Annotated in this window: 16 protein-coding genes; 4 read left to right on the top strand and 12 right to left on the bottom strand. The window is 59.3% G+C overall.

Translation table 11 applies throughout. From position 1 onward, the window contains the following. Positions 1-6: 6 nt before the first annotated feature. The 11 genes from xrtA to WA922_RS10100 all read right to left on the bottom strand — a co-directional run bounded on the left by xrtA (position 7) and on the right by WA922_RS10100 (position 13,969). A complete protein-coding gene (xrtA, locus tag WA922_RS10150; RefSeq protein ID WP_424771584.1) occupies positions 7-1,569 on the bottom strand; it encodes an exosortase A in 1,563 nt (520 codons plus the stop codon). Beyond that, positions 1,559-2,794, bottom strand: a complete 1,236-nt coding sequence (locus WA922_RS10145; protein WP_424771583.1) for a TIGR03087 family PEP-CTERM/XrtA system glycosyltransferase — start codon at positions 2,792-2,794, stop codon at positions 1,559-1,561. Before WA922_RS10145 ends, xrtA begins: the two co-directional genes overlap by 11 nt. Then, positions 2,791-3,855, bottom strand: coding sequence for a FemAB family XrtA/PEP-CTERM system-associated protein (locus WA922_RS10140; RefSeq protein ID WP_424771582.1), 1,065 nt, complete (start codon positions 3,853-3,855; stop codon positions 2,791-2,793). The genes WA922_RS10145 and WA922_RS10140 overlap by 4 nt, the downstream gene beginning before the upstream one ends. After that, entirely contained in the window at positions 3,852-4,775 is a 924-nt protein-coding gene (locus WA922_RS10135; protein WP_424771581.1) for an XrtA system polysaccharide deacetylase, read from the bottom strand. Before WA922_RS10135 ends, WA922_RS10140 begins: the two co-directional genes overlap by 4 nt. Before the next feature lie 11 nt (positions 4,776-4,786). Then, positions 4,787-5,935 (bottom strand): XrtA/PEP-CTERM system-associated ATPase, encoded by a 1,149-nt coding sequence (locus WA922_RS10130; RefSeq protein ID WP_424771580.1) that lies wholly within the window; start codon positions 5,933-5,935, stop codon positions 4,787-4,789. An 18-nt stretch (positions 5,936-5,953) separates the two neighbouring features. After that, positions 5,954-7,648 (bottom strand): preprotein translocase subunit YajC, encoded by a 1,695-nt coding sequence (locus WA922_RS10125; RefSeq protein ID WP_424771579.1) that lies wholly within the window; start codon positions 7,646-7,648, stop codon positions 5,954-5,956. Between the two features lie 6 nt (positions 7,649-7,654). Further along, positions 7,655-8,782 (bottom strand): capsular biosynthesis protein, encoded by a 1,128-nt coding sequence (locus WA922_RS10120; protein WP_424771578.1) that lies wholly within the window; start codon positions 8,780-8,782, stop codon positions 7,655-7,657. 10 nt (positions 8,783-8,792) lie between these two features. After that, positions 8,793-10,313 (bottom strand): XrtA system polysaccharide chain length determinant, encoded by a 1,521-nt coding sequence (locus WA922_RS10115; protein ID WP_424771577.1) that lies wholly within the window; start codon positions 10,311-10,313, stop codon positions 8,793-8,795. A gap of 16 nt (positions 10,314-10,329) precedes the next feature. Next, positions 10,330-10,974 (bottom strand): XrtA/PEP-CTERM system exopolysaccharide export protein, encoded by a 645-nt coding sequence (locus tag WA922_RS10110; RefSeq protein WP_424771576.1) that lies wholly within the window; start codon positions 10,972-10,974, stop codon positions 10,330-10,332. A gap of 203 nt (positions 10,975-11,177) precedes the next feature. Next, positions 11,178-12,410 (bottom strand): pyridoxal-dependent decarboxylase, exosortase A system-associated, encoded by a 1,233-nt coding sequence (locus WA922_RS10105; RefSeq protein WP_424771575.1) that lies wholly within the window; start codon positions 12,408-12,410, stop codon positions 11,178-11,180. Beyond that, the gene (locus tag WA922_RS10100) at positions 12,407-13,969 is read right to left on the bottom strand and encodes an acyl-CoA ligase (AMP-forming), exosortase A system-associated (protein ID WP_424771574.1); all 1,563 of its coding nucleotides are present in this window, start codon (positions 13,967-13,969) and stop codon (positions 12,407-12,409) included. The genes WA922_RS10105 and WA922_RS10100 overlap by 4 nt, the downstream gene beginning before the upstream one ends. 73 nt (positions 13,970-14,042) lie before the next feature. On the opposite strand from WA922_RS10100, the gene WA922_RS10095 reads away from it, so the two are divergent. From WA922_RS10095 to WA922_RS10080, 4 genes are all read left to right on the top strand, one after another. Further along, positions 14,043-14,981 carry a GNAT family N-acetyltransferase gene (locus WA922_RS10095; RefSeq protein WP_424771573.1) on the top strand — a complete coding sequence of 313 codons (939 nt, stop codon included), beginning with the start codon at positions 14,043-14,045 and terminating at the stop codon, positions 14,979-14,981. Positions 14,982-15,064: 83 nt separating this feature from the next. Next, complete coding sequence (locus WA922_RS10090; RefSeq protein ID WP_424771572.1) at positions 15,065-15,430, top strand: phosphopantetheine-binding protein; 366 nt, start codon at positions 15,065-15,067, stop codon at positions 15,428-15,430. Positions 15,431-15,433: 3 nt separating this feature from the next. Beyond that, a complete protein-coding gene (locus WA922_RS10085) occupies positions 15,434-16,120 on the top strand; it encodes a hypothetical protein (RefSeq protein WP_424771571.1) in 687 nt (228 codons plus the stop codon). Continuing rightward, positions 16,117-16,905 carry a hydrolase 1, exosortase A system-associated gene (locus tag WA922_RS10080; protein ID WP_424771570.1) on the top strand — a complete coding sequence of 263 codons (789 nt, stop codon included), beginning with the start codon at positions 16,117-16,119 and terminating at the stop codon, positions 16,903-16,905. Before WA922_RS10085 ends, WA922_RS10080 begins: the two co-directional genes overlap by 4 nt. 43 nt (positions 16,906-16,948) lie before the next feature. On the opposite strand, the gene WA922_RS10075 is transcribed toward WA922_RS10080, so the two are convergent. Next, positions 16,949-18,163 (bottom strand): class I SAM-dependent RNA methyltransferase, encoded by a 1,215-nt coding sequence (locus WA922_RS10075; protein WP_424771569.1) that lies wholly within the window; start codon positions 18,161-18,163, stop codon positions 16,949-16,951. Positions 18,164-18,211: the final 48 nt, after the last annotated feature.

Raw genomic sequence — 18,211 nt, 5'->3', positions numbered from 1 at the left:
CGGGCTCTACCGAAGACCGGCGATGCGGTCCATCCATTCGCCCTCATCGCCGATGGATTGACGGAAATCGGCAATCACGTCTGCGGGCACTTGCCCGTTTATCTCTTCGGATGAGGCAATGAACAGCATTGTCGGGCTGGCGTGCAGCATCAACCGGTCACGCATATTCGCAAGCTTGAGATCGACCGCCCTTCCGGAGGTGAGATCGCCTGTATGATAGGATGTTTCAACGCGCCGTTTCAATTGGCCATAGGCGAGCAGATAGTCACCCTTGAACTGCGCCGACGATGCTGCTGGCGCGAGCCAGCGCCACGGTGTGTCAGCAGTCAGCGCGCCTTCGCCATTTGCGCTCGCCTCCCGCCCATCTTCCTGGGCGGAATAAAGCCCGATAAATATATCGACATGTTCGCCAGCAGCATTTTGATACCGCCCGAGCAGGCGATGATCGGCGCCGGAGGCTTTCGGTGCCCAGGGAACATCGGGCGTATATGGAACCTGCGACCAGCCCTGCACCTCTGGCAGCGCAATTGATGCCGGCAAATCGGCTTCCACCCTGGATGCGAAAATGTTCCATGCCGCAATCAGCGCAACCAGCAGAGCTGCCCCGCCTACCGCAGCCCTGGGCGTGATTGTCCAGGATTGCAGCCGCCTGAACCAGGCATAGTGTTCGATGTTGGGAAAATCATCGCCCAGATCATCAGGATCACGGTCAAAGAAAGGCCAGAACACCGCCAGCAATGCGGCAACGACCACGGCAAAGAATACCCAGCCATATACCACATGATCAAACCCTTCGGCAAAGGCGATACCTTGTGACTGGGCAATATAGATGGTGCCCCAGGCACGCACCCCATTGGCCAGAATGGGCAAAGCGGTCGCCACGCCCATAAACACAATGCGGCGTTTCCAGTTGCTGAAGCAGCTATAGGATATGAGCGTGCCCAGCGCGACCATCGCGATCAGAAATTTCACGCCGGAGCAGGCTTCCGCGACTTCAAACAGCCCGGCAGGTGTATCGATAAAAACGCCGTCGATAATCGCGGGAATGGCGCTCCATTGCGTCAGGGCAATCACCAGCTTTGCCGTGATCATCTGCAATGCGGGAACCAGCTCATCACCAAATGGCACAAGGAACAGCATATAGGCGAGCGGAAACAGATTGGCCGCCGCGATGCGCGGGCCCAGCACTAGCACCACTGCGGACTGTAACGCGGCCACTGCGCCCAGCTGGCTTACGGTGTTCACTCCGGCCAGTGACCCCAGCAACCACAGAAACAGTGCCCCGCCCAGTGCAACAAGCCCGGGCCACCATGCCTGGGGCACCAGTTGGGACAGATCATCCTTACGTGCGTGAACCATCCATCCGACGATAAACGGTACGAAAAGAATGTGATTGTAAGTGGACACGTTCCACCATTTATCCGCCATCACCCACCAGTCGCCAGCGGTCAGGATCAATAGAGCCGTCCAGACAGCTGCAAGGCAGAGCAAGGGCGTGCGCCAGCGCGCCGGCAATGCCGTGTGCCAGCTGCCGATATTCCATGTTTGGATAGCGATATTACGCGGCATTGCGGCGGCCCGTATTGGGTGCATATCCGCACAGTCCAGCCAATGGCGCGAGCATCGCATCCCACCCTTGCTGGGCCGTGACATAGCGCCTTGCGGCAGCGGCCATCTGCAATGCCGCCGGCCCATCGTCCAGCAATGCGAGAGTTTTACGGATGAGAGCACGGTCATCGCTGCCAACGGCGAAATGTTCGCCATCTACCGCGTCAATACCGGTCGCCGCCTCCGCCGACAGGACAACGGGCCGCGCCATCGCCATCGCCTCGAGCACCTTGTTCTGGATCCCGCGCGCAATTTCCAGTGGTGCAAGCACGATATCGGCTGCCGCCAGGAACGGCCGCATGTCGGGCACTTCGCCCCACACGCGGATACCTGGCTGTCCATCGCGAAGGGTCAATTTGGCAATCGGCGCACGGCCCACAAGATGGATTGTCGCATTCGGGTGCGAGGCGCGTATAGCGGGCACTATCCGGTCGATCGCGCGCATGGCCGCAGCCACATTGGGCGGGTAATCCATTTGCCCGGTAAAGACGATATTCGGCCCCGGTGAAGCGGCCAGTTCAGGCTGCGGCTTCACGGACGCAGGATTAAAATAGCCCGAATCAATTCCGTTGCGCACTGCGGTGATATGATGCCGCTGCGCATCATCCAGCCGCGAACGGAACAACGCCGCCTCCGCTTCGCTGATCAGCACCGTGGCGTCAGCGCGCTCTGATAAACTCTGCTCAACCTTGGCCAGCAGTCTTCCCTCGCGCGCATCAATCCAGCTGCGCGGGCCAGAACCATCTATCGCATAGGCTTCAAACTTGGCAGAATCGACATCGCATAAATCGATGACGACGCGGCCTTCGAAAGATGCGGGCACATATTGGCCCATCTGGCCGGAGAAAACGACAATCGTCTGGATGGAATGAGCGCGAAGGGTACGCTCAACCCAATCATGGATGGCGTCGTGGGCGAAGGCGGTCAAACTCACCGGCTTCCCGCTGGCCAGGGCTTCCATACCGGCGCGGACCATCGATTTTGACCGGCGGACCAGACAATGCGAAGCGGTGACCGATGCCAGTTCATCCTCATGCGTAAAATCTGCATCGGTATCGCCGAAACATGCAGCATGGACGGGTGCCAGGCGCATCAGTGCGCGAAGCAGATGGTGGGAGCGGATCTTATCACCGCGATCAGGCGGAAAAGGCATCCGGTGAGCCAGGAACAGAATGTCCCCCATCATGCCAATCCCTTGGCAATCATCGGCCCAATTCTGTTGGCGACCGACAGTGGCAGCTTCTTCCACAACGCGATTTTGGCCGAATAGGCTTCACTATCCGGGCTCACATCGCGCGCGTGCTGGCCCGGCGCAGTCCAGCTTGAATAGATCAAAGCTTCAGGTTCAAAGCCCCAGTTTTTCTTGAAGGAATAAGGGCCGCTGCCGGTTTTCGAACGGCCAAAATCAAACCGGTCCATCCCGCGCCCTCGCGCGTGGCACATCAATTCATAATACATCCGTTCATTGGCGCGCAGGTGCCGTGCCGCGAATGTCCCGCCGCCCCAATAGGGGTAGACGGTGTTCTGGTCATAGAGCGACAAGACACTGGCAACAGGTGTATCGCCGTCCCATATGGAGAGTATGTCGGCCTGTTTGCCGAACACGCATAACACTGCGCTGAACAGGCTGCGCGGAAACACAGGCGTACCCAGATTGCGTACGCTTTCCGCATAGACTGCGTAATGCGCAGCCCGGTCCCGTTCGAGCGTACCGACAGTGACTTTCAAGTCATTTTTCAGACCTTTGCGGATTTCGGCGCGCTGTTTGCGCGGCACTGCGAGCAATTGCTGCGCATCATCTTCAGCGAGGTCTGTAACAAACCCGCAATGCGTATCGTCGCGGCTATTCCAGTCGCCAGGCGCATGGCCGCCGCGCAGCTCGATGCTGGCGCATGATGAACGCAGCGCCAATTCCTGCGCCATCCGGCACAGGCTTATAGCGGTATCGGGCGTATCGGACAACGGCCCGCCATCAACAGCAAACCCGCTCGAAACCAATGCGCGGCCAAACAGCGGCGAATGCGCTTCGGTCAGCGGCAGCCAGCCGGTCAGTTGCCCGCGTCTCTCGGCGACGATGCCGGTGGCTTTCTGCCCGGTTCCGCGAGCAATGGCATGCAGCCATGCAGGTCGATGGAACGGGCTGCCGCGCATTTGCGCAACAAAACCCTCTATCCGCGCAACTTCGCCCGGATCGCGCAGATCAGCCAAAGACAGGCTTTCGCTGCTCAAAGGGAACGGCGCATTCATGCGGGCTCGCTGTGGACCGAGCGGGCATATAGATTGCTATCCAGATCGGTCGCCAGAGCGGCTTCACGAAATGCCAGCAGGTCCATCCGGCCCCACGAAAAATCGCTTGCCAGTTTCGTGAGCTTGGGCGCCATCTTGTCAAGATTGGTATAATGGCGCAGCCGCGATTTAACCGGCGCACCGGGCACGCGCGGTTGATCGGCATCAATTTCCCACGGATGGAAGTAGAAAATGGCCGGACGCTGCTCTTCGCGGTTGACCTGACGAATGGCCCAACGCGAGAATGCATAGGGCAGCACGCGGAAAAACCCGCCCCCGCCCGCAGCGACGCGCTTACCGCGCAGTATCGCTGTCGTGACCGGAATCTCGATCAGGTTCGAAGCTGGCAGGGGCTTGAACGCAAACCGCGGAGCATCGCGCCAGCCGTAATGATCATGCAAAATCGGCGCGACGCTGGAGGAATAGGCGTAGTCCTGCGCCGCCAGCTCTTCATAGGCCCACGGCGTGCGCTGATCGATGGAGAAGCTGGGCGCACGATAGCCGGATACGCGCTGGCCCGTTGTGTCTTCCAGGATTTTACGCGTTCTTAGAATGTCGGCGGCAAATTCTTTCCGGTCCAAAGTGAATATGCGGGCATGATCATATCCGTGGCTCGCAATTTCATGGCCCGCTTGCGCAATGCGGCGCATTGTCGGGGCAGCGCGCTCTGCAACCCAGCCGAGCGTGAAGAAGGTGGCTTTCACACCCGCTTCATCAAACAGATCAAGAATGCGCGCGACATTATCTTCTACGCGCAGAGCGAGATTATCCCAGTCGCTCCGGTCAATCACATCTTCAAATGCGCCAACCTGAAACCAATCCTCCACGTCAACCGAAAGGCCGTTTACGATGGGCGCTGCCTGTATGTCAGAATGTTCCACGGGGCCGTTCCTTACGCAACAGCACGCGGCGCATTGCCGGTTTCGACCCATTCGATCAGCATCGTCAGCATATGGCGTACCATCCGTTCCTGTTCGGACAGCCGGTTGTCCATTGCGGTTATCTGCTGTGCGATATGGTCTGGCAATTGTCTGCCAGTATCAGCCTCTACCTTGCGCGAAAGTTCCACCACGGCTTGCTGCAATTCAACGATCTGCGAATCGCGTTGCGCCAGCATTCTGGCGACATCTGCGGATGGCGCAGCCGGCGCCTGGACATGCTTAACCGGACCGGGCGCAGGGGCCGGGGCCAGCTTCTGCATCGGTTTCGGGGCCGCTTCGGGAAACGTATTGTCCCCCGTCATTTCCTTGAGGACGGCAGACAGCATCGCATTGTCAATGCGGGTGCGCTGTTCGACAGCGCCCAGCAACAGCAAGCGTGTCACCACCTGGTTAACCCGGCGCGGGATACCGCCAGTGGCTTCGTACAGACCGGCGAAGACGCGCTGATCGAAATCAGGATTGCCGGTCCACCCGACACATTCCAGACGGTGCTTGATATATGGCTCCAGCTCGCCCGGTTCCATTGAATCCAGATGATGCGCGGCAATTACGCGCTGGCGCAATTGCTCCAGTTCTGTGTGCTCGGCCAACACCTTTTTGAATTCCGGCTGACCCAGCAACAGCAGTTGCAGCAAAGGATGCGAGCCCAGTTGGAAATTGGACAGCATGCGCAGCTCTTCCAGAGCCTCGACCGAGAGATTCTGCGATTCGTCCACCACCAGCAAAGTTCGGCGGCCCTCGCGGGCTTCCTCATGCAGGAAGTTTTCAATCGCCCCCAATGCGGTGGCCTTGTCATGGCCCGCGACTTCCAGCCCGAAACTCTGCGCGACAATATGGACCAGTTCATCACCGTCCAGATTGCTAGTGACCACTTGGCCCACCGTCATCTGATCGCGGTCGATCTTCTGCATCAAATGCGCCGCAAGCGTGGATTTACCCGCACCCACCTCACCGGTGATGACAATAAAGCCTTCGCTTTGCGCCATACCATATCCGAGATAGGACAACGCCTTACGGTGGGTCGCACTCTCAAAATAGAAATTCGGATCGGGGGTTAGCTGGAACGGCCGCCCAGTTAAGCCATAAAAATCATCAAACATTCTGGTTGGTCCCCCGGATCAGAAATCGTAGCGCAGGCCAAGCAGGGCCGATGCTGTGGTGAAGTCTTCAGTGGCTGCGTCGCTGTCGATCCGGTCAACCGCAACGGCGGCCCGTGCGGAGAGACGCGATGTCAGATTGCGGCGATATGCAGCCGATGCACCCACGGCCAACACATCACCCGCCAGATCGAAATCGCTCTCGATCAGGCTGGCATAGGCGTTGGTGGAGAAGCTGGAATTGCGGTCGATCTCGCCTTGCAGGAAGAACGTACCGTAATAGCTTTCATCCGTAACGCCATTGGCAGCAGCAAGAGCTGTGCCCGCGCCGGCGATGAAGCGGCGGTTGTCATATCCCAGCGCGACCCCGGCAGTCAGACCGGCCACGGTGGTTTGATAGCTGGCCCCGACCCCGCGTGAACGGAAGACAGAGGAACGGATGGAGCTGAACGCGCCGCCAAGGCAGGCCGCGCCGTCTTGTCCATTGACGCAGCCGTTAAAGTCACCGGTCAATGGATTGCGGTTTGCGGCAAACTGCGTTGGCAGATTGGCCAGCGCATTGTTAAGCTGCGAACCGAATCCGGTCACAGTGTCATAGGCATTGACGTTGACCGAGCTGCGGCTGTTCGGTGCCCAGGCAAAATTACCGTAATAGGTGGTCGAATCGTACCGGCGGCCTATCGTCGCCTCCAACGATGTCCGCGCGCTTGGCCGCCAGGCGACGCCAACATCCCAGATCAGGCCGGAAACATCATAGGCCAATTGGCGCGGCTGCGATGTGTCCGTCACCAGACGGCCATCATCGCCGGTCACCGGATTGCCATTGACATCGAGCACCGCATCGCGGCTGGATACTTCGACATCTTCGTAGCCGATGCCCCCCACCACCGCGAGCGAGCGCGTGACCGGAACGGTCACATCGGCACGTACATAAGCGTCACGCACGCGCTGATCGAGATTGGAAACATCTTCCTGGTCCCAGCCTGCTTCCACGCCCACACCAACCGGCAAAGCGCGGCCAGCAGGTGTTTCCAAACGCAAGGCTGCGCTCTGATTGATGCTGTCATCAAACACGTCAATCGCTGCTGCACCCGGAGCGGTTACGATCGCATCAGGCTGTTCGATACGTGTATAACCGACACGGTAATTCGCATCGATATTGACCGGTCCGGCTTCCGTGCTAAGCGTCGGCCCGGCATAGGCGGAATAGGTCCGGGTTTCGGTGTTGTCCCCGTTCAGCGCGTTGAATGTTGCACCGCCATTGCCGTCAACCCGTGTGCGCGCGGCAAGGCCGCCTGCATCAACAGTCAGAGTGCCCGGCACGACAGACGCATAACCGCGTGCGATGCCGGTCACGGTGTCGCTGTCCAGCGCCTCATCGCCGTAGCCGATATTGCGTTCATACCGCAAAGACACCGAGCCGCCATTGTTACGGCCAGTGACAGAGGCATCGACGCCCGCGGCGACTTGCGTGTACGTGACCACATCATCACCGGGCGACAGTTCCGCCACCGCGATCTGCGACACTTCGATATAAGGGCTCACTTGCACGCGATTGGCGCGGCCTTGCTCGCTGCTGCCGTCGCCGCTTTCACCGCCGGTCACTTCGTCTCCGAAATTGCCTCCGGAACCGCCGCCGAAATCCTGCCCGGTAACGGGCGCGGACAAGCCAAATGATGCAACAGCGCCGAGCGCCAGAATAGTATATTTAGTCATGGCGGGTTATTCCCCATATCCATAGTAAGAGCCGAACTTTCGGCCACTTGGGCTGAACTGCGCCGCGTTAAGGAGCAGCTTGATGTCTGGACAAGCCGAGAGGAGCTGACAGGCATCCTCCAAAGCAGATTGTCCGGTTTTATCCGCACGGGCGACCAGCACGGCCTGTCCAACATGTTGGGCAAGCTCGGCTGCAGGAGACGCCGCCAGCGCGGGAGGTGTATCGAAAATGACCATCCGGTTGGGCGCGCCCATCGTGAACCGGTTCAGCACTTCTGCTGTCCGGTCCGCTGCCAGATATTCACTGTCGGAATTGGTTTGATTGCCAGCGGGAAGAACCCACAATCCTGGGATGTCTGTTCCGATCACGAGCTCTTCGGGCTTGATCGAATGGTCCGCCAGACAATCCATAAAGCCCGGCCCCTTGGGCAGACCCAATGTGGACAGAACCGACGGTTTGGCAAAATCGGCATCGATCAGCAAAACTTCGCTATCCCGCTCCGCCGCAATCGCAATGGCCAGATTGGTCGAACAGAAAGTCTTGCCTTCGCCTGGATGCGGCGAACAGACCAGAACACGGCGCGATTGCGCGGTTCCGCGTTCCCTCGCCGCGCTCAATATGTGCCGTTTGACGATACGGAATTCTTCGATGAGCGCGGTTGTCGCTGCCTCTGGGACGATCATTCCCTTATCGCGCAAATGATCCCGGTCGATCTGGAATTTCTTGCCCGACAGGGCGATCGCGCCAATATCCTGGTCGACCACGAGATCAGCCGAGGCGCGCGCAACGGGCAGATTGGCTCTGGCCGTTTCCGGTTCCGGCGCGGGTTCATACTCTGCCGGAACGGCTGGTGTCCTGGCTTTCGGAGCGGCGTCTTCTTGCTGCTCCGCAGGCGCAGTGTCAGGCTCTACGATGTCCGCCGCTGCAGTGCGGGCAGCCAGCTCGTCCTGCTTGTCCTGATCGGCTTTCTTGCGCGCTTTTGCCCGCTTCATTTCGCGTTCGGGAAGCGTGCCTTTAATTGGCGCAGCCTTGAACGGGTCGAACCCAAACGCACCGCTTGCACGTTCGAATAGTGAGCTTTCCTTATTTTCCTTACCGTCTTCAGGCAGAGGAATGTTGCGATGTTCTGTCATAGCTATCTCCTCAAGCCACCATGCCGCGCTGGACGAATTCAACGACCAGAAGCACAACGCACAATCCGCCAAGGGCAGATGATCCGGCGATAAAATACCGCATCCGTTTGGTCCGCAGATCGCGGGCGGCATCGGTCATGGTTTGTGAAATCGAACCCAGAACCGGTAGATCAAGCGACCGCTCCAGCTTGGCGGTTGTGGCAAATGTCGAACGCAATTGACCGATGGCAAAGGCCGCACCGACACCCGCTGCCAATCCGGCAAGCAGGACACCGATCAGCAGCAATGGCCGGTTCGGGGCCGATGGACTGCGCGGTGTGGTGGGCGGGTCGATTACTTCAAATTTGAACGAGCTGCGCTCCGATTCCAGATTGCCGCGCAGTTTCATCTCCTCGCGGTCTTGAAGAAGCTCGTCATATTTGTCTTTGAGCACTTCATAATCGCGGCTGATCCGGTTGGCTTCTGCGGCAGCGGCTGGCTCTGTCGATTGGCTCGCCAGAAGAGAAGACAGCTCGGAATTGAGCGCAGCCTTGCGCGACGATAGCGCCTGGACATTGGCCTGCCGTTCCGCCTTGATCGCGATTAACGAGCTGTAAGCGGGATTGGTGGAGCCGACACTATTCGGATTTTCATTCGCCGCGAGAGTGCGCAGCGAAGCGATCTGTTTGTTGAGCGCAATCACATCCGGGTGGCTTGCGGTCAGACCGCGCGCTTGCAGACTGGCCAATTGTCCTTGCGCCTCGGCCAGTGCAGCACGCGCACCGCCTTGCGGACCAGCGGTTACGATGGTGCGCGGTGTCCCCGCCAATTGGCCATTAATGGCTGCAAGGGCGCTTTGCGCTGCGGCCAGATCGGCATCGACATCGCGCATATCCTTACGCAATATTCCCATCCGGGTGGAGAGTGTGGAGGTGCCGCCGATCAAATCGGGGTTTTCCGCTTCGAATGCCAGACGGCGCTGCTCGGCAGCTTCCAGTTCCAGCTTCCGCTCTTCCAATTGCTGGTCAAGAAACACGATGGTTTCGGCAATGTTGCCGCGATTGCCAGCCAGATTTTCTTCCCGGAAAATATCGATGAGCTTCTGGACAACGCTTTGCGCCAATTGGGCGTTTTCGCCGTCGGACAGATCACCGCGGCCGATTTCCGCTTTCAGTTCAAACAGGTTGTCCTCTTCGCTTTTGACCGTGACTTTCTCGGTCAGGTTTTCAATCGCGTTTTCCATATCGCGCTGCGTGGTGACATCTTCACCAAGGCGCGTGGAACGGATCACTTTTTCCAGATTCACCGAACTGGACAGCGTCTGGCGAATCCGGGTGATTTCGCGTTCGGTGCTGCCTGGGATCTTCAACTGATCAGCCAGAGCATCGTCCAACTGCACATAGATACGCGCTTCGGATTCATATTGATTCGGGATCATCGCGACCACCAGCCAGCCGAGCAGGCACACGCCCCAAGCCACCGCCAGCGCGAGCCATCGGCGTTGCCACACAGAAAATAGTGCGGCGCGTAAATCTTCAAAGACTTCGTTCATCTATCGGGCCGATCTCTTAGAACATGCTTTCCGGGATGATGATCACATCACCCGGGCGCAGCAGCACATTGGCCTTAACATCGCCCTTGCGGAGCAGATCGTTGAGACGCAGCTTGTATTCTTCCTGGCGGCCGGTGGCCGGGTTGAAGCGGACCAGCTTGGACCGGTTGCCCGAGGCAAATTCAGAGAGACCACCCACCGCGATCATCGCGTCCAGCACGGTCATATTCGCGCGGTAGGGCAGCGAGGCTGGCTTGCTGGTCGCACCGATAATACGGATCTGCTGGCTGATGGCGCCTTCTGATTTGTTGACAATCACCGATACCAGCGGCTCTTCAATATATTGCGAGAGCTGCAGGCGGATATCCTGGGCCAGCATGGACGGCGTCTTGCCCACCGCGGGCATGTCGGTAATCAGCGGCGTCGTGATCCGGCCATCAGGGCGGACCTGAATTTTGTCCGCGCCCAGTTCCGGGTTGCGCCATACATGAATGGTCAGCTCGTCCAGCGGGCCGATAAGATATTCCTCGCTTGGCCCCTCCTGCATCGACACGAATGTCGCCGGCGGGAGCGTATTGCTACCGCCAGACGCGCAGCCTGACAGCGCGAGCGCGGCCAGCGCGCTGCCTGCGAGCAATTTTGGAAAACGGTTACTAAACATCTATGCGCATCCTTCCCGGTTACGGGCTTTGGTGACGGGTGAAATGGCGCAGATCGGGAGCTACCCGGTTCTACACACCCGTTATCTGGGATGCTTTCTCGCTAAAAAGGGTGAACATACCGTTAGCCTTTTTGCGTTTACGGGCGTTTAGTATGGCATAGTCCCAAAGCGGGACGGCCTGGGTCCAATAGGTAAACGGGACCTTAAACCAGTATTTCGGCTGCCGGACCGTGGCCGAGAAAATTTGCCGGAGACGATGTCGCCCCGTAAGCACCTGCGCAAAAGACTGCCACGAGATCGCCGACATCGGCACGCGGGAACGCGCCATTATCCGCAAGCCGGTCCAGCGGGGTGCATAGACAGCCGACAATATTGGCAATCTCCTCCGGCTCCGCGTCAAATCTGGTCGCGATTGCAGAGGGATAGTTGCGGCGCACGACAGTCCCGAAATTGCCCGATGCCGCCAATTGGTGATGCAGGCCGCCATCGGTCACCAAGTACACCACGCCGTGGCTTTCCTTGCGGTCGATGATCTCGGCCAGATATACCCCGGCCTCGCCCACCAAGTGCCGGCCCAGCTCTATACAGAAATATGTGTCAGCCAGATTCGCTGGCAAAGCATCCATGCGTGTCTGCAAAGCTGCCCCGATGGCGCGCGTATCCACGGGCTCGTCACCGTGAAAATATGGTATGCCAAAGCCGCCACCCATATTCAGTTTAGGCAAAGGCGCACCGATCTGATCCGAAAGCTGATCGGCCAGATCAAGTACATTGCCCTGTGCTTCTATCAGCGCCTCTGCGCCCAGCGCCTGACTGCCGGTGAAGATATGCAGGCCGCACCACTGTGCATCAGATGCCAGTATTTGCCTGGCCAAGGCAGGCACGCGGTGCTGATCAATCCCGAAAGGTTTGGCCCCGCCGCCCATTTTCATGCCCGAACCACGCAGTTCAAAATCCGGATTAACCCGAATCGCCAATCGCGGCGCAATGCCCAGCCGCGCGCCAATTGCCAGCGCGCGCTGCGCCTCATTCTCCGATTCAAGATTGAGCGTTACGCCTGCAGCAATCGCCGCTTCCAGCTCCGCATCGCGTTTGCCAGGCCCCGCAAAGCTGATCTGTTCCGGATCAAGCCCGGCATCCTGCGCCATGACCAGTTCGCCAGCGGATGCAATATCAAACCCATCCACCAGCTGCGCCATATGCTGCAATAATGGCGCGAAGGGATTGGCCTTGATCGCGTAATTCAAGTGAATATTAGCGGGTAATGCGGCTCGCAAATCAGCCGCACGCTGCGTCAGATGCTCGCGCGAATACACAAACACCGGTGTCCGTCCGGCCTTGGCCACCAGTGCACGCGCGGTCATGCCGCCAATTGCAAGCTCACCATCCTTTACATCATAACCGGCAGGGATCGGGCCGAGAGGTTTGGCTTTCATGGAGTGTCATCCTGTGCTGCGCGCTGTTCGACCAGAGCGGTAATCTCCGCCAGAATGGCGCCGCGGTCCAGTTTACCGTTGGGATTGACCGGCAAACTATCGCGCCAATGGATGGCGTGCGGCTGCATGAAATTGGGCAATTCTTTCGCCAGGGCTCTGGGCACCTGCGTGGCCGCATCCGCGCTGTCCGCCGCCGCTCTAGCGACCAGATGGATGGCGTGGCCAAGGCGCGCATCGGGGATTCCCAAAGCCACCGCCTCTGCCACCAACCCGGTCGCACGCGCTGCCTCTTCAATGTCATTGGGGCTGATCCGGTTACCTGCGCTCTTGATCATCGAATCGCGTCGCCCGACAAAATACAGCAGCCCGCTCGCGTCCCGCTTGACCCGGTCACCAGACCAGACCGCCACCCCGCCATATTCCGACGATGGCGGAGCAGCTTTGAACCGTTCTGCAGTACGCGCTTCGTCCTGCCAATAACCTTGCGCCACCAGCGGCCCGCAATGTACCAGCTCGCCCTCCGTGTCAGGCGCAGCCACGCCGCCATCATCATCAATCACCAGTATCTCGGCAAACGGAATTGCACTGCCCATTGATGTGGGGTGCGCATCGGCCAGTTCGGGCTTGAGATAGGTCGAGCGAAACGCCTCTGTCAGGCCGTACATCGGGAACAGCCGCGCCTGCGGGAAAATTCTGCCTAAATCAGCGACCATATCGCTGGTTAGCGCGCCGCCGCTATTGGTCAGGCGCCGGATCGGGGTGACCGATTCCCCGGGCCAGTCAAGTTCGGTCAATTGCACCCATAAGGGCGGCACCGCAGCCAGAGTGGTTACGCCATATTTCGCGCAGGCCCGCACGACATCTCTGGCGAAGAGATAATCCAGTGGCACCACCGAACCGCCTGCATACCAGGTGCTGAGCAATTGATTCTGACCGTAATCAAATGACAATGGCAACACGCCGAGCGTTACATCATCATGCTGCACACCCAGATAATGCGCCACACTGACCGCGCCAAGCCAGAGGTTGGCGTGGCTCAGCATAACGCCTTTCGGGCGGCCGGTCGAACCGCTGGTATATAGAATGGCGCACAGATCATCAGGATTGTGAGCCGATGGCCCAAGCAGATTGGTCACCGCGTCCAGCTCCGCCAGAACGTCCAGTTCGTCAATGCACACGGCATCCGCTGGCACGTCACCTTCTTCCAGGGTCGCCAGACGCGCTTTGGTGCCGAGCAGCATTTTCGCCCCGCTATCGGCCAGAATATGCGCCACCTGGCCGTGTTTGAGCAGCGGATTGATCGGCACATGCACCAGCCCCGCCCGCGCAGCAGCTAGCGGCATCAGACAGGCCAGCTCGGTCTTGGCCGCCCATGTCGCCACGCGCGCGCCGGTCTGCGGCAGCCGATGCCTTAACCAGCCACTAAGACGAGCGACACGGTCCTTTAAGTCCTTGTAGCTAAGCGTGTGATCACGCAGCACCAATGCCGGGCTTTCATCCGCACCGCACCGAGGCAGATGATCGAGCGGCTTTGGCTTCGGGTCAGGTGATTCGGGCATTCAGGCTCCGCAGAAGGAAATTTAACCGTTGGTCAGCGTCAGCTATCACGACACAGTTAATGTCTTGCAAGGAATGAGTAAAAAACTCTCCCCCTGCACCCCGGCGAAATCGGGGCCGTTTGGCCGCGCTGAATGGGCCGAGCTGCTGGTTCAGTCAGGCGCGGTGCCGCTGATCGCTGCAGCTCATGATGGTTCGCGCAGTGCCGCCCTGCCCCTGATGCGCGCCAATGGCCGCCTGGAACCGCTGGCCAATTGGTATAATTTCACCTGGGAACCGGCTGGCTCGCTCGATGCGGAACTGTTGCGGGCGGTCGCCAGCGCATTGCGGACGCAGACTCACCGCGTTACGGTTTGGCCGGTGCCTGACGAACATGGCGCCGCGACCATGCTGGAGACGGCCTTTACCAGTGGCGGATGGTCAGTCACGCGCGAGGCGTGCGATCACAATCATGTTCTGGAAGTGAATAATCGCAGTTTTGATACCTATTGGGCGAGCCGATCGGGCCGGATGCGCACCACTTTGAAGCGCAAAGCCAAGAAAGTGGATGTCACGCTGCATGACCATTTCGATGCGGAAGCGTGGGCCGCTTATGAAGAGATTTACCGGCACAGCTGGAAACCCAAGGAAGGCGATACAGCAATGCTGCGCGCTTTCGCCCGGCAGGAAGGCGCAGCAGGACGTATCCGTCTGGCCGTTGCCCTTAACGGCGCGCTGCCGGTGGCGGCGCAGTTCTGGACTGTCGAAAACGGCACCGCCTACATCCACAAACTCGCCCATCTGGAAGAGCATAAGCAGCTATCGGCAGGGACCACTCTTACCGCGGCTCTCTTCAAGCATGTCATTGATACAGACCGTGTCACTCTGGTCGATTTCGGCACTGGCGACGATGCGTATAAACGCGACTGGATGGAAATGGACCGCCCGCGATACCGCTTAGACTGCCTTGATCCGCGCCAGCCCAAAGCCTGGCCCGCACTGGCGAAGCGCGCACTGCCCGGCCTGGGCGGCTGACACCAGCCGGGTTGCACGATTTCCGCCGTAAAGCTAAGGGGCTCGCCGAGCCTAATGGCCGCGAATTCAGGGAATGGATGCAAATGGACGGGGACCGCGTGACCAACAGCACTCACAACGCACCGAAACCGGATGATGATGCAGATGCAGAAGCGTCTGGTTCCACATCGCCAAGTCTGGCCCCATCGCGGCATGTCATTGATACACAGCTGCGCGCGATCCTGTGTGATGTGCTGGGCCTAGACAGCAATGACGTCGAAACATTTGACAGCGATACCGGGCTGTTCGGACATTTGCCGGAACTGGATTCGATGGCGGTCGCCGGTTTGCTGACCGAAATGGAAGACCGGATGGATATTATCATCGATGATGATGATGTGGACGGGGAAATGCTCGAAACGTTTGGTGGTCTGTTGGCGTTTGCCGAGGCCAAAGCCGTCACCGGCTGAGCCATGCGCAGTTTCACCCATTGGACTGCGCCATTACCCGGCGGCGGTAGATGTGAAGAGGCCGCGCTGACATTTGATGACGGCCGGGCGCACCGTATCCTGATATTGCCAAGTCTGTTTGATGAAGCGAACAAGATGCGCCGCCAGACGGTGGAAATCATGCACCGGCTTGATTTGTCAGGCATAGATTGCATCCTGCCGGACTTGCCCGGCTGTAATGACAGTCTGGAACCATTGGCTGAGCAGACGCTGGAGGATTGGCGGTTTGCCGTCGAAACCGCCGCTCTATTTTTCAAGGCAACCCATCTTTTGACAATCCGCTCTGGCGCTTTGCTGGCCCCTGATGATCTCCCCGGCTGGCGCTACGCCCCGACCGGCGGCAGCAGCCTCATTCGGTCCATGATCCGCGCCCGCATGATTGCCGCGCGCGAGGCTGGCATCGAGGAAACCAGCGCCGATCTGGAGGCATCAGGCCGGGCATCGGGCATAGAGCTTGCCGGATGGCACATCGGGCCGCAGCTCTTCACATCGCTGGCCGGTTCCAGGACACCTGTCAGCGGCCGTTTGCTCGATATTGAGCAGGGCATGGTTGGCGGAGCGGGGCTGTGGATGCGCGCTGAACCGGATGAGGATCCCGAACAGGCCGATGCGCTCGCGGCGATGATCGCTATCGGGCTGAGTGACCAATGAGCCGGATGCCGCTCACATTTGAATGCCAGGGGTTGCCGCTGGCTGGCACGCTGGATACCGCGCGAGACAATGCGCCGGGCAAAACCGGCCTGCTAATTGTTAGCGGCGGCAACGAAATCCGCTCGGGTACGTTTTCCGGGCAGTCCCGGCTGGCTGCAAATATCGCGGCAGCAGGTTTTCCCGTGTTCCGGTTTGACCGGCGCGGTATCGGGGATAGTGACGGCGAAAATCGCGGCTTCCGCAACAGCGGTAAGGATATCGCTGCGGCAGTAGCGGCCTTTCGCGCGCTGGCACCGCAGATGCAGCAGGTCTTCGGGTTTGGCAATTGCGATGCTGCCAGTGCGCTCATGCTGTCACAGGGGCGCGGATTGGACGGGCTGATCCTGTCCAATCCGTGGACAATTGAGGATGATGCGTCTGGCGCACCGCCGCCCACCGCCATTCGTTCGCGCTACGCGGAAAAGCTAAAAAATCCCAAAGAGCTGCTCCGCCTGGTGACCGGCGGGGTCGATATGCGCAAACTGGTATCGGGATTGCGCCAGGCCGCCGCCAGCAATCAGGACATTACTCCGCTCGCCCGCAATATGGCCGCCGGGATTGAGGGTTTCAACGGGCCTATCCGCTTTCTGCTCGCCGCGCGTGACCGCACAGCGCAGGCGTTTGAAAGCAACTGGATGGCGCATGATCCGCGCATTTACCGCTGTGACGGGGCCAGCCACGCCTATGTCGAACCCCATGCAAAACAATGGCTTGAACAGCAAATTTTAGAAGTCTTGAAAACTTAAGGGGTCTATCGACCACGCCCCGCAGAATATACGGGTGTTGACCCTACACGCTGCCTGCATCATCGCGGACAAACAGGCTGGACAATTCGACATGCGTTGACCAACGGAATTGGCCGACAGCGCGCAGTTTTTCCAACCGGTATCCGCCTTCGGACAAAGTTTTCGCATCGCGCGCCCAGCTGGATGGGTTGCAGCTGATATAGACCAGTTTTTCCACCGTGCTTTGCGCCATCAGACCCACTTGATCGCGGGCACCGGCGCGCGGCGGATCGAGCAGTATCGCGCTGAATTTATTAAGCTCATCCAATTGCAGCGGACCCCGAAACAGGTCCCGGTGAATTGAATGGACAGGTTTGCGATAAATTCCGGCTGCCAATTTGCATGCCAGATGGGCATCGCGCGATGCCTCTGCTGCCAGTACTTTGGTCTGGCCCGCCAGCGCGAAGGCGAATGTACCCAGGCCAGAAAACAGATCCGCCACGGTTGCTGCGCCCGCCAGCCAATCGCGCGTATCCTGCACCAGCACCGCCTCGCCATCGGCAGTGGCTTGTAAAAACGCTCCGCTGGGAAACGGCACCGGAATACCAGACAGCGTGATCGCGGCAGGCTCGGGCTCCCACAAGGTTTCCGGGCCATACCCCTGATCCAGAGTGAGCCGGGCCAATCGCTGCTCGCGGGCGAAATCGAGAATACCCTCGGTCTGCTCCAACCCCTCAATGGCCAGGTTTTTCAGTGAACAATCAACGCCCTGATCGACCAGCGTCAGCTCGATATCAACCGCATATTTGCCCCGTCTCTTAGCGAGCAATTGCCGCAGGGCCGTAATGACGGTAAATAATTCCGGCCGCAGGACATGGCATTGTGCCAAACCAATGATCGTGTGCGATCCAGCCGCCCGGAACCCGATCAGCGGACCGCCCCCGCTATTGATCGCATGCAATGTCGCGCGGCGACGGCTACGCGGCGGGGAAAGATAGGTGGGCAGCATGTCCCCCACGCGGAGCCCCTGCCCCTCCGCCGCGTTGGCGACGCGCGATGTCACGAACTGCGATAGCGAGGCCTCATCGGCATGCTGTAACTGGCAGCCACCGCAACGGCCAAAGTGTCGGCACGGCGCATCGACATAATGCGGTCCGCGGCGCAATGTGCCATCGGCGAGCACGCTGTCACCAGGCACTGCGCCTGCGACGTGGCGGCCATCGGCTGTGATGCCGTCACCCTTGGCGGCGATACGAACTATCTCAGATGCTGTGCTCATGCCGCCGCCGGTAAGCGTCAAGCGCGTGCCGGGCAAGGGCAATGATCG

The sequence above is a fragment of the Pontixanthobacter sp. genome, from assembly GCF_049682855.1.
GTDB lineage: Bacteria > Pseudomonadota > Alphaproteobacteria > Sphingomonadales > Sphingomonadaceae > Pontixanthobacter.
The sequence above is the reverse complement of the archived record's forward strand: the minus strand, read 5'-3'. Positions and strand labels throughout refer to the sequence as shown.

Excerpts from the sequence above, each read along its gene's own strand:
- xrtA (WP_424771584.1), bottom strand. The coding sequence starts at position 1,569 with ATGCCGCGTAATATCGCTATCCAAACATGGAATATCGGCAGCTGGCAC.
- WA922_RS10145 (WP_424771583.1), bottom strand. The coding sequence starts at position 2,794 with ATGATGGGGGACATTCTGTTCCTGGCTCACCGGATGCCTTTTCCGCCT.
- WA922_RS10140 (WP_424771582.1), bottom strand. The coding sequence starts at position 3,855 with ATGAATGCGCCGTTCCCTTTGAGCAGCGAAAGCCTGTCTTTGGCTGAT.
- WA922_RS10130 (WP_424771580.1), bottom strand. The coding sequence starts at position 5,935 with ATGTTTGATGATTTTTATGGCTTAACTGGGCGGCCGTTCCAGCTAACC.
- WA922_RS10125 (WP_424771579.1), bottom strand. The coding sequence starts at position 7,648 with ATGACTAAATATACTATTCTGGCGCTCGGCGCTGTTGCATCATTTGGC.
- WA922_RS10120 (WP_424771578.1), bottom strand. The coding sequence starts at position 8,782 with ATGACAGAACATCGCAACATTCCTCTGCCTGAAGACGGTAAGGAAAAT.
- WA922_RS10115 (WP_424771577.1), bottom strand. The coding sequence starts at position 10,313 with ATGAACGAAGTCTTTGAAGATTTACGCGCCGCACTATTTTCTGTGTGG.
- WA922_RS10110 (WP_424771576.1), bottom strand. The coding sequence starts at position 10,974 with ATGTTTAGTAACCGTTTTCCAAAATTGCTCGCAGGCAGCGCGCTGGCC.
- WA922_RS10105 (WP_424771575.1), bottom strand. The coding sequence starts at position 12,410 with ATGAAAGCCAAACCTCTCGGCCCGATCCCTGCCGGTTATGATGTAAAG.
- WA922_RS10100 (WP_424771574.1), bottom strand. The coding sequence starts at position 13,969 with ATGCCCGAATCACCTGACCCGAAGCCAAAGCCGCTCGATCATCTGCCT.
- WA922_RS10095 (WP_424771573.1), top strand. The coding sequence starts at position 14,043 with ATGAGTAAAAAACTCTCCCCCTGCACCCCGGCGAAATCGGGGCCGTTT.
- WA922_RS10090 (WP_424771572.1), top strand. The coding sequence starts at position 15,065 with ATGGACGGGGACCGCGTGACCAACAGCACTCACAACGCACCGAAACCG.
- WA922_RS10085 (WP_424771571.1), top strand. The coding sequence starts at position 15,434 with ATGCGCAGTTTCACCCATTGGACTGCGCCATTACCCGGCGGCGGTAGA.
- WA922_RS10080 (WP_424771570.1), top strand. The coding sequence starts at position 16,117 with ATGAGCCGGATGCCGCTCACATTTGAATGCCAGGGGTTGCCGCTGGCT.
- WA922_RS10075 (WP_424771569.1), bottom strand. The coding sequence starts at position 18,163 with ATGAGCACAGCATCTGAGATAGTTCGTATCGCCGCCAAGGGTGACGGC.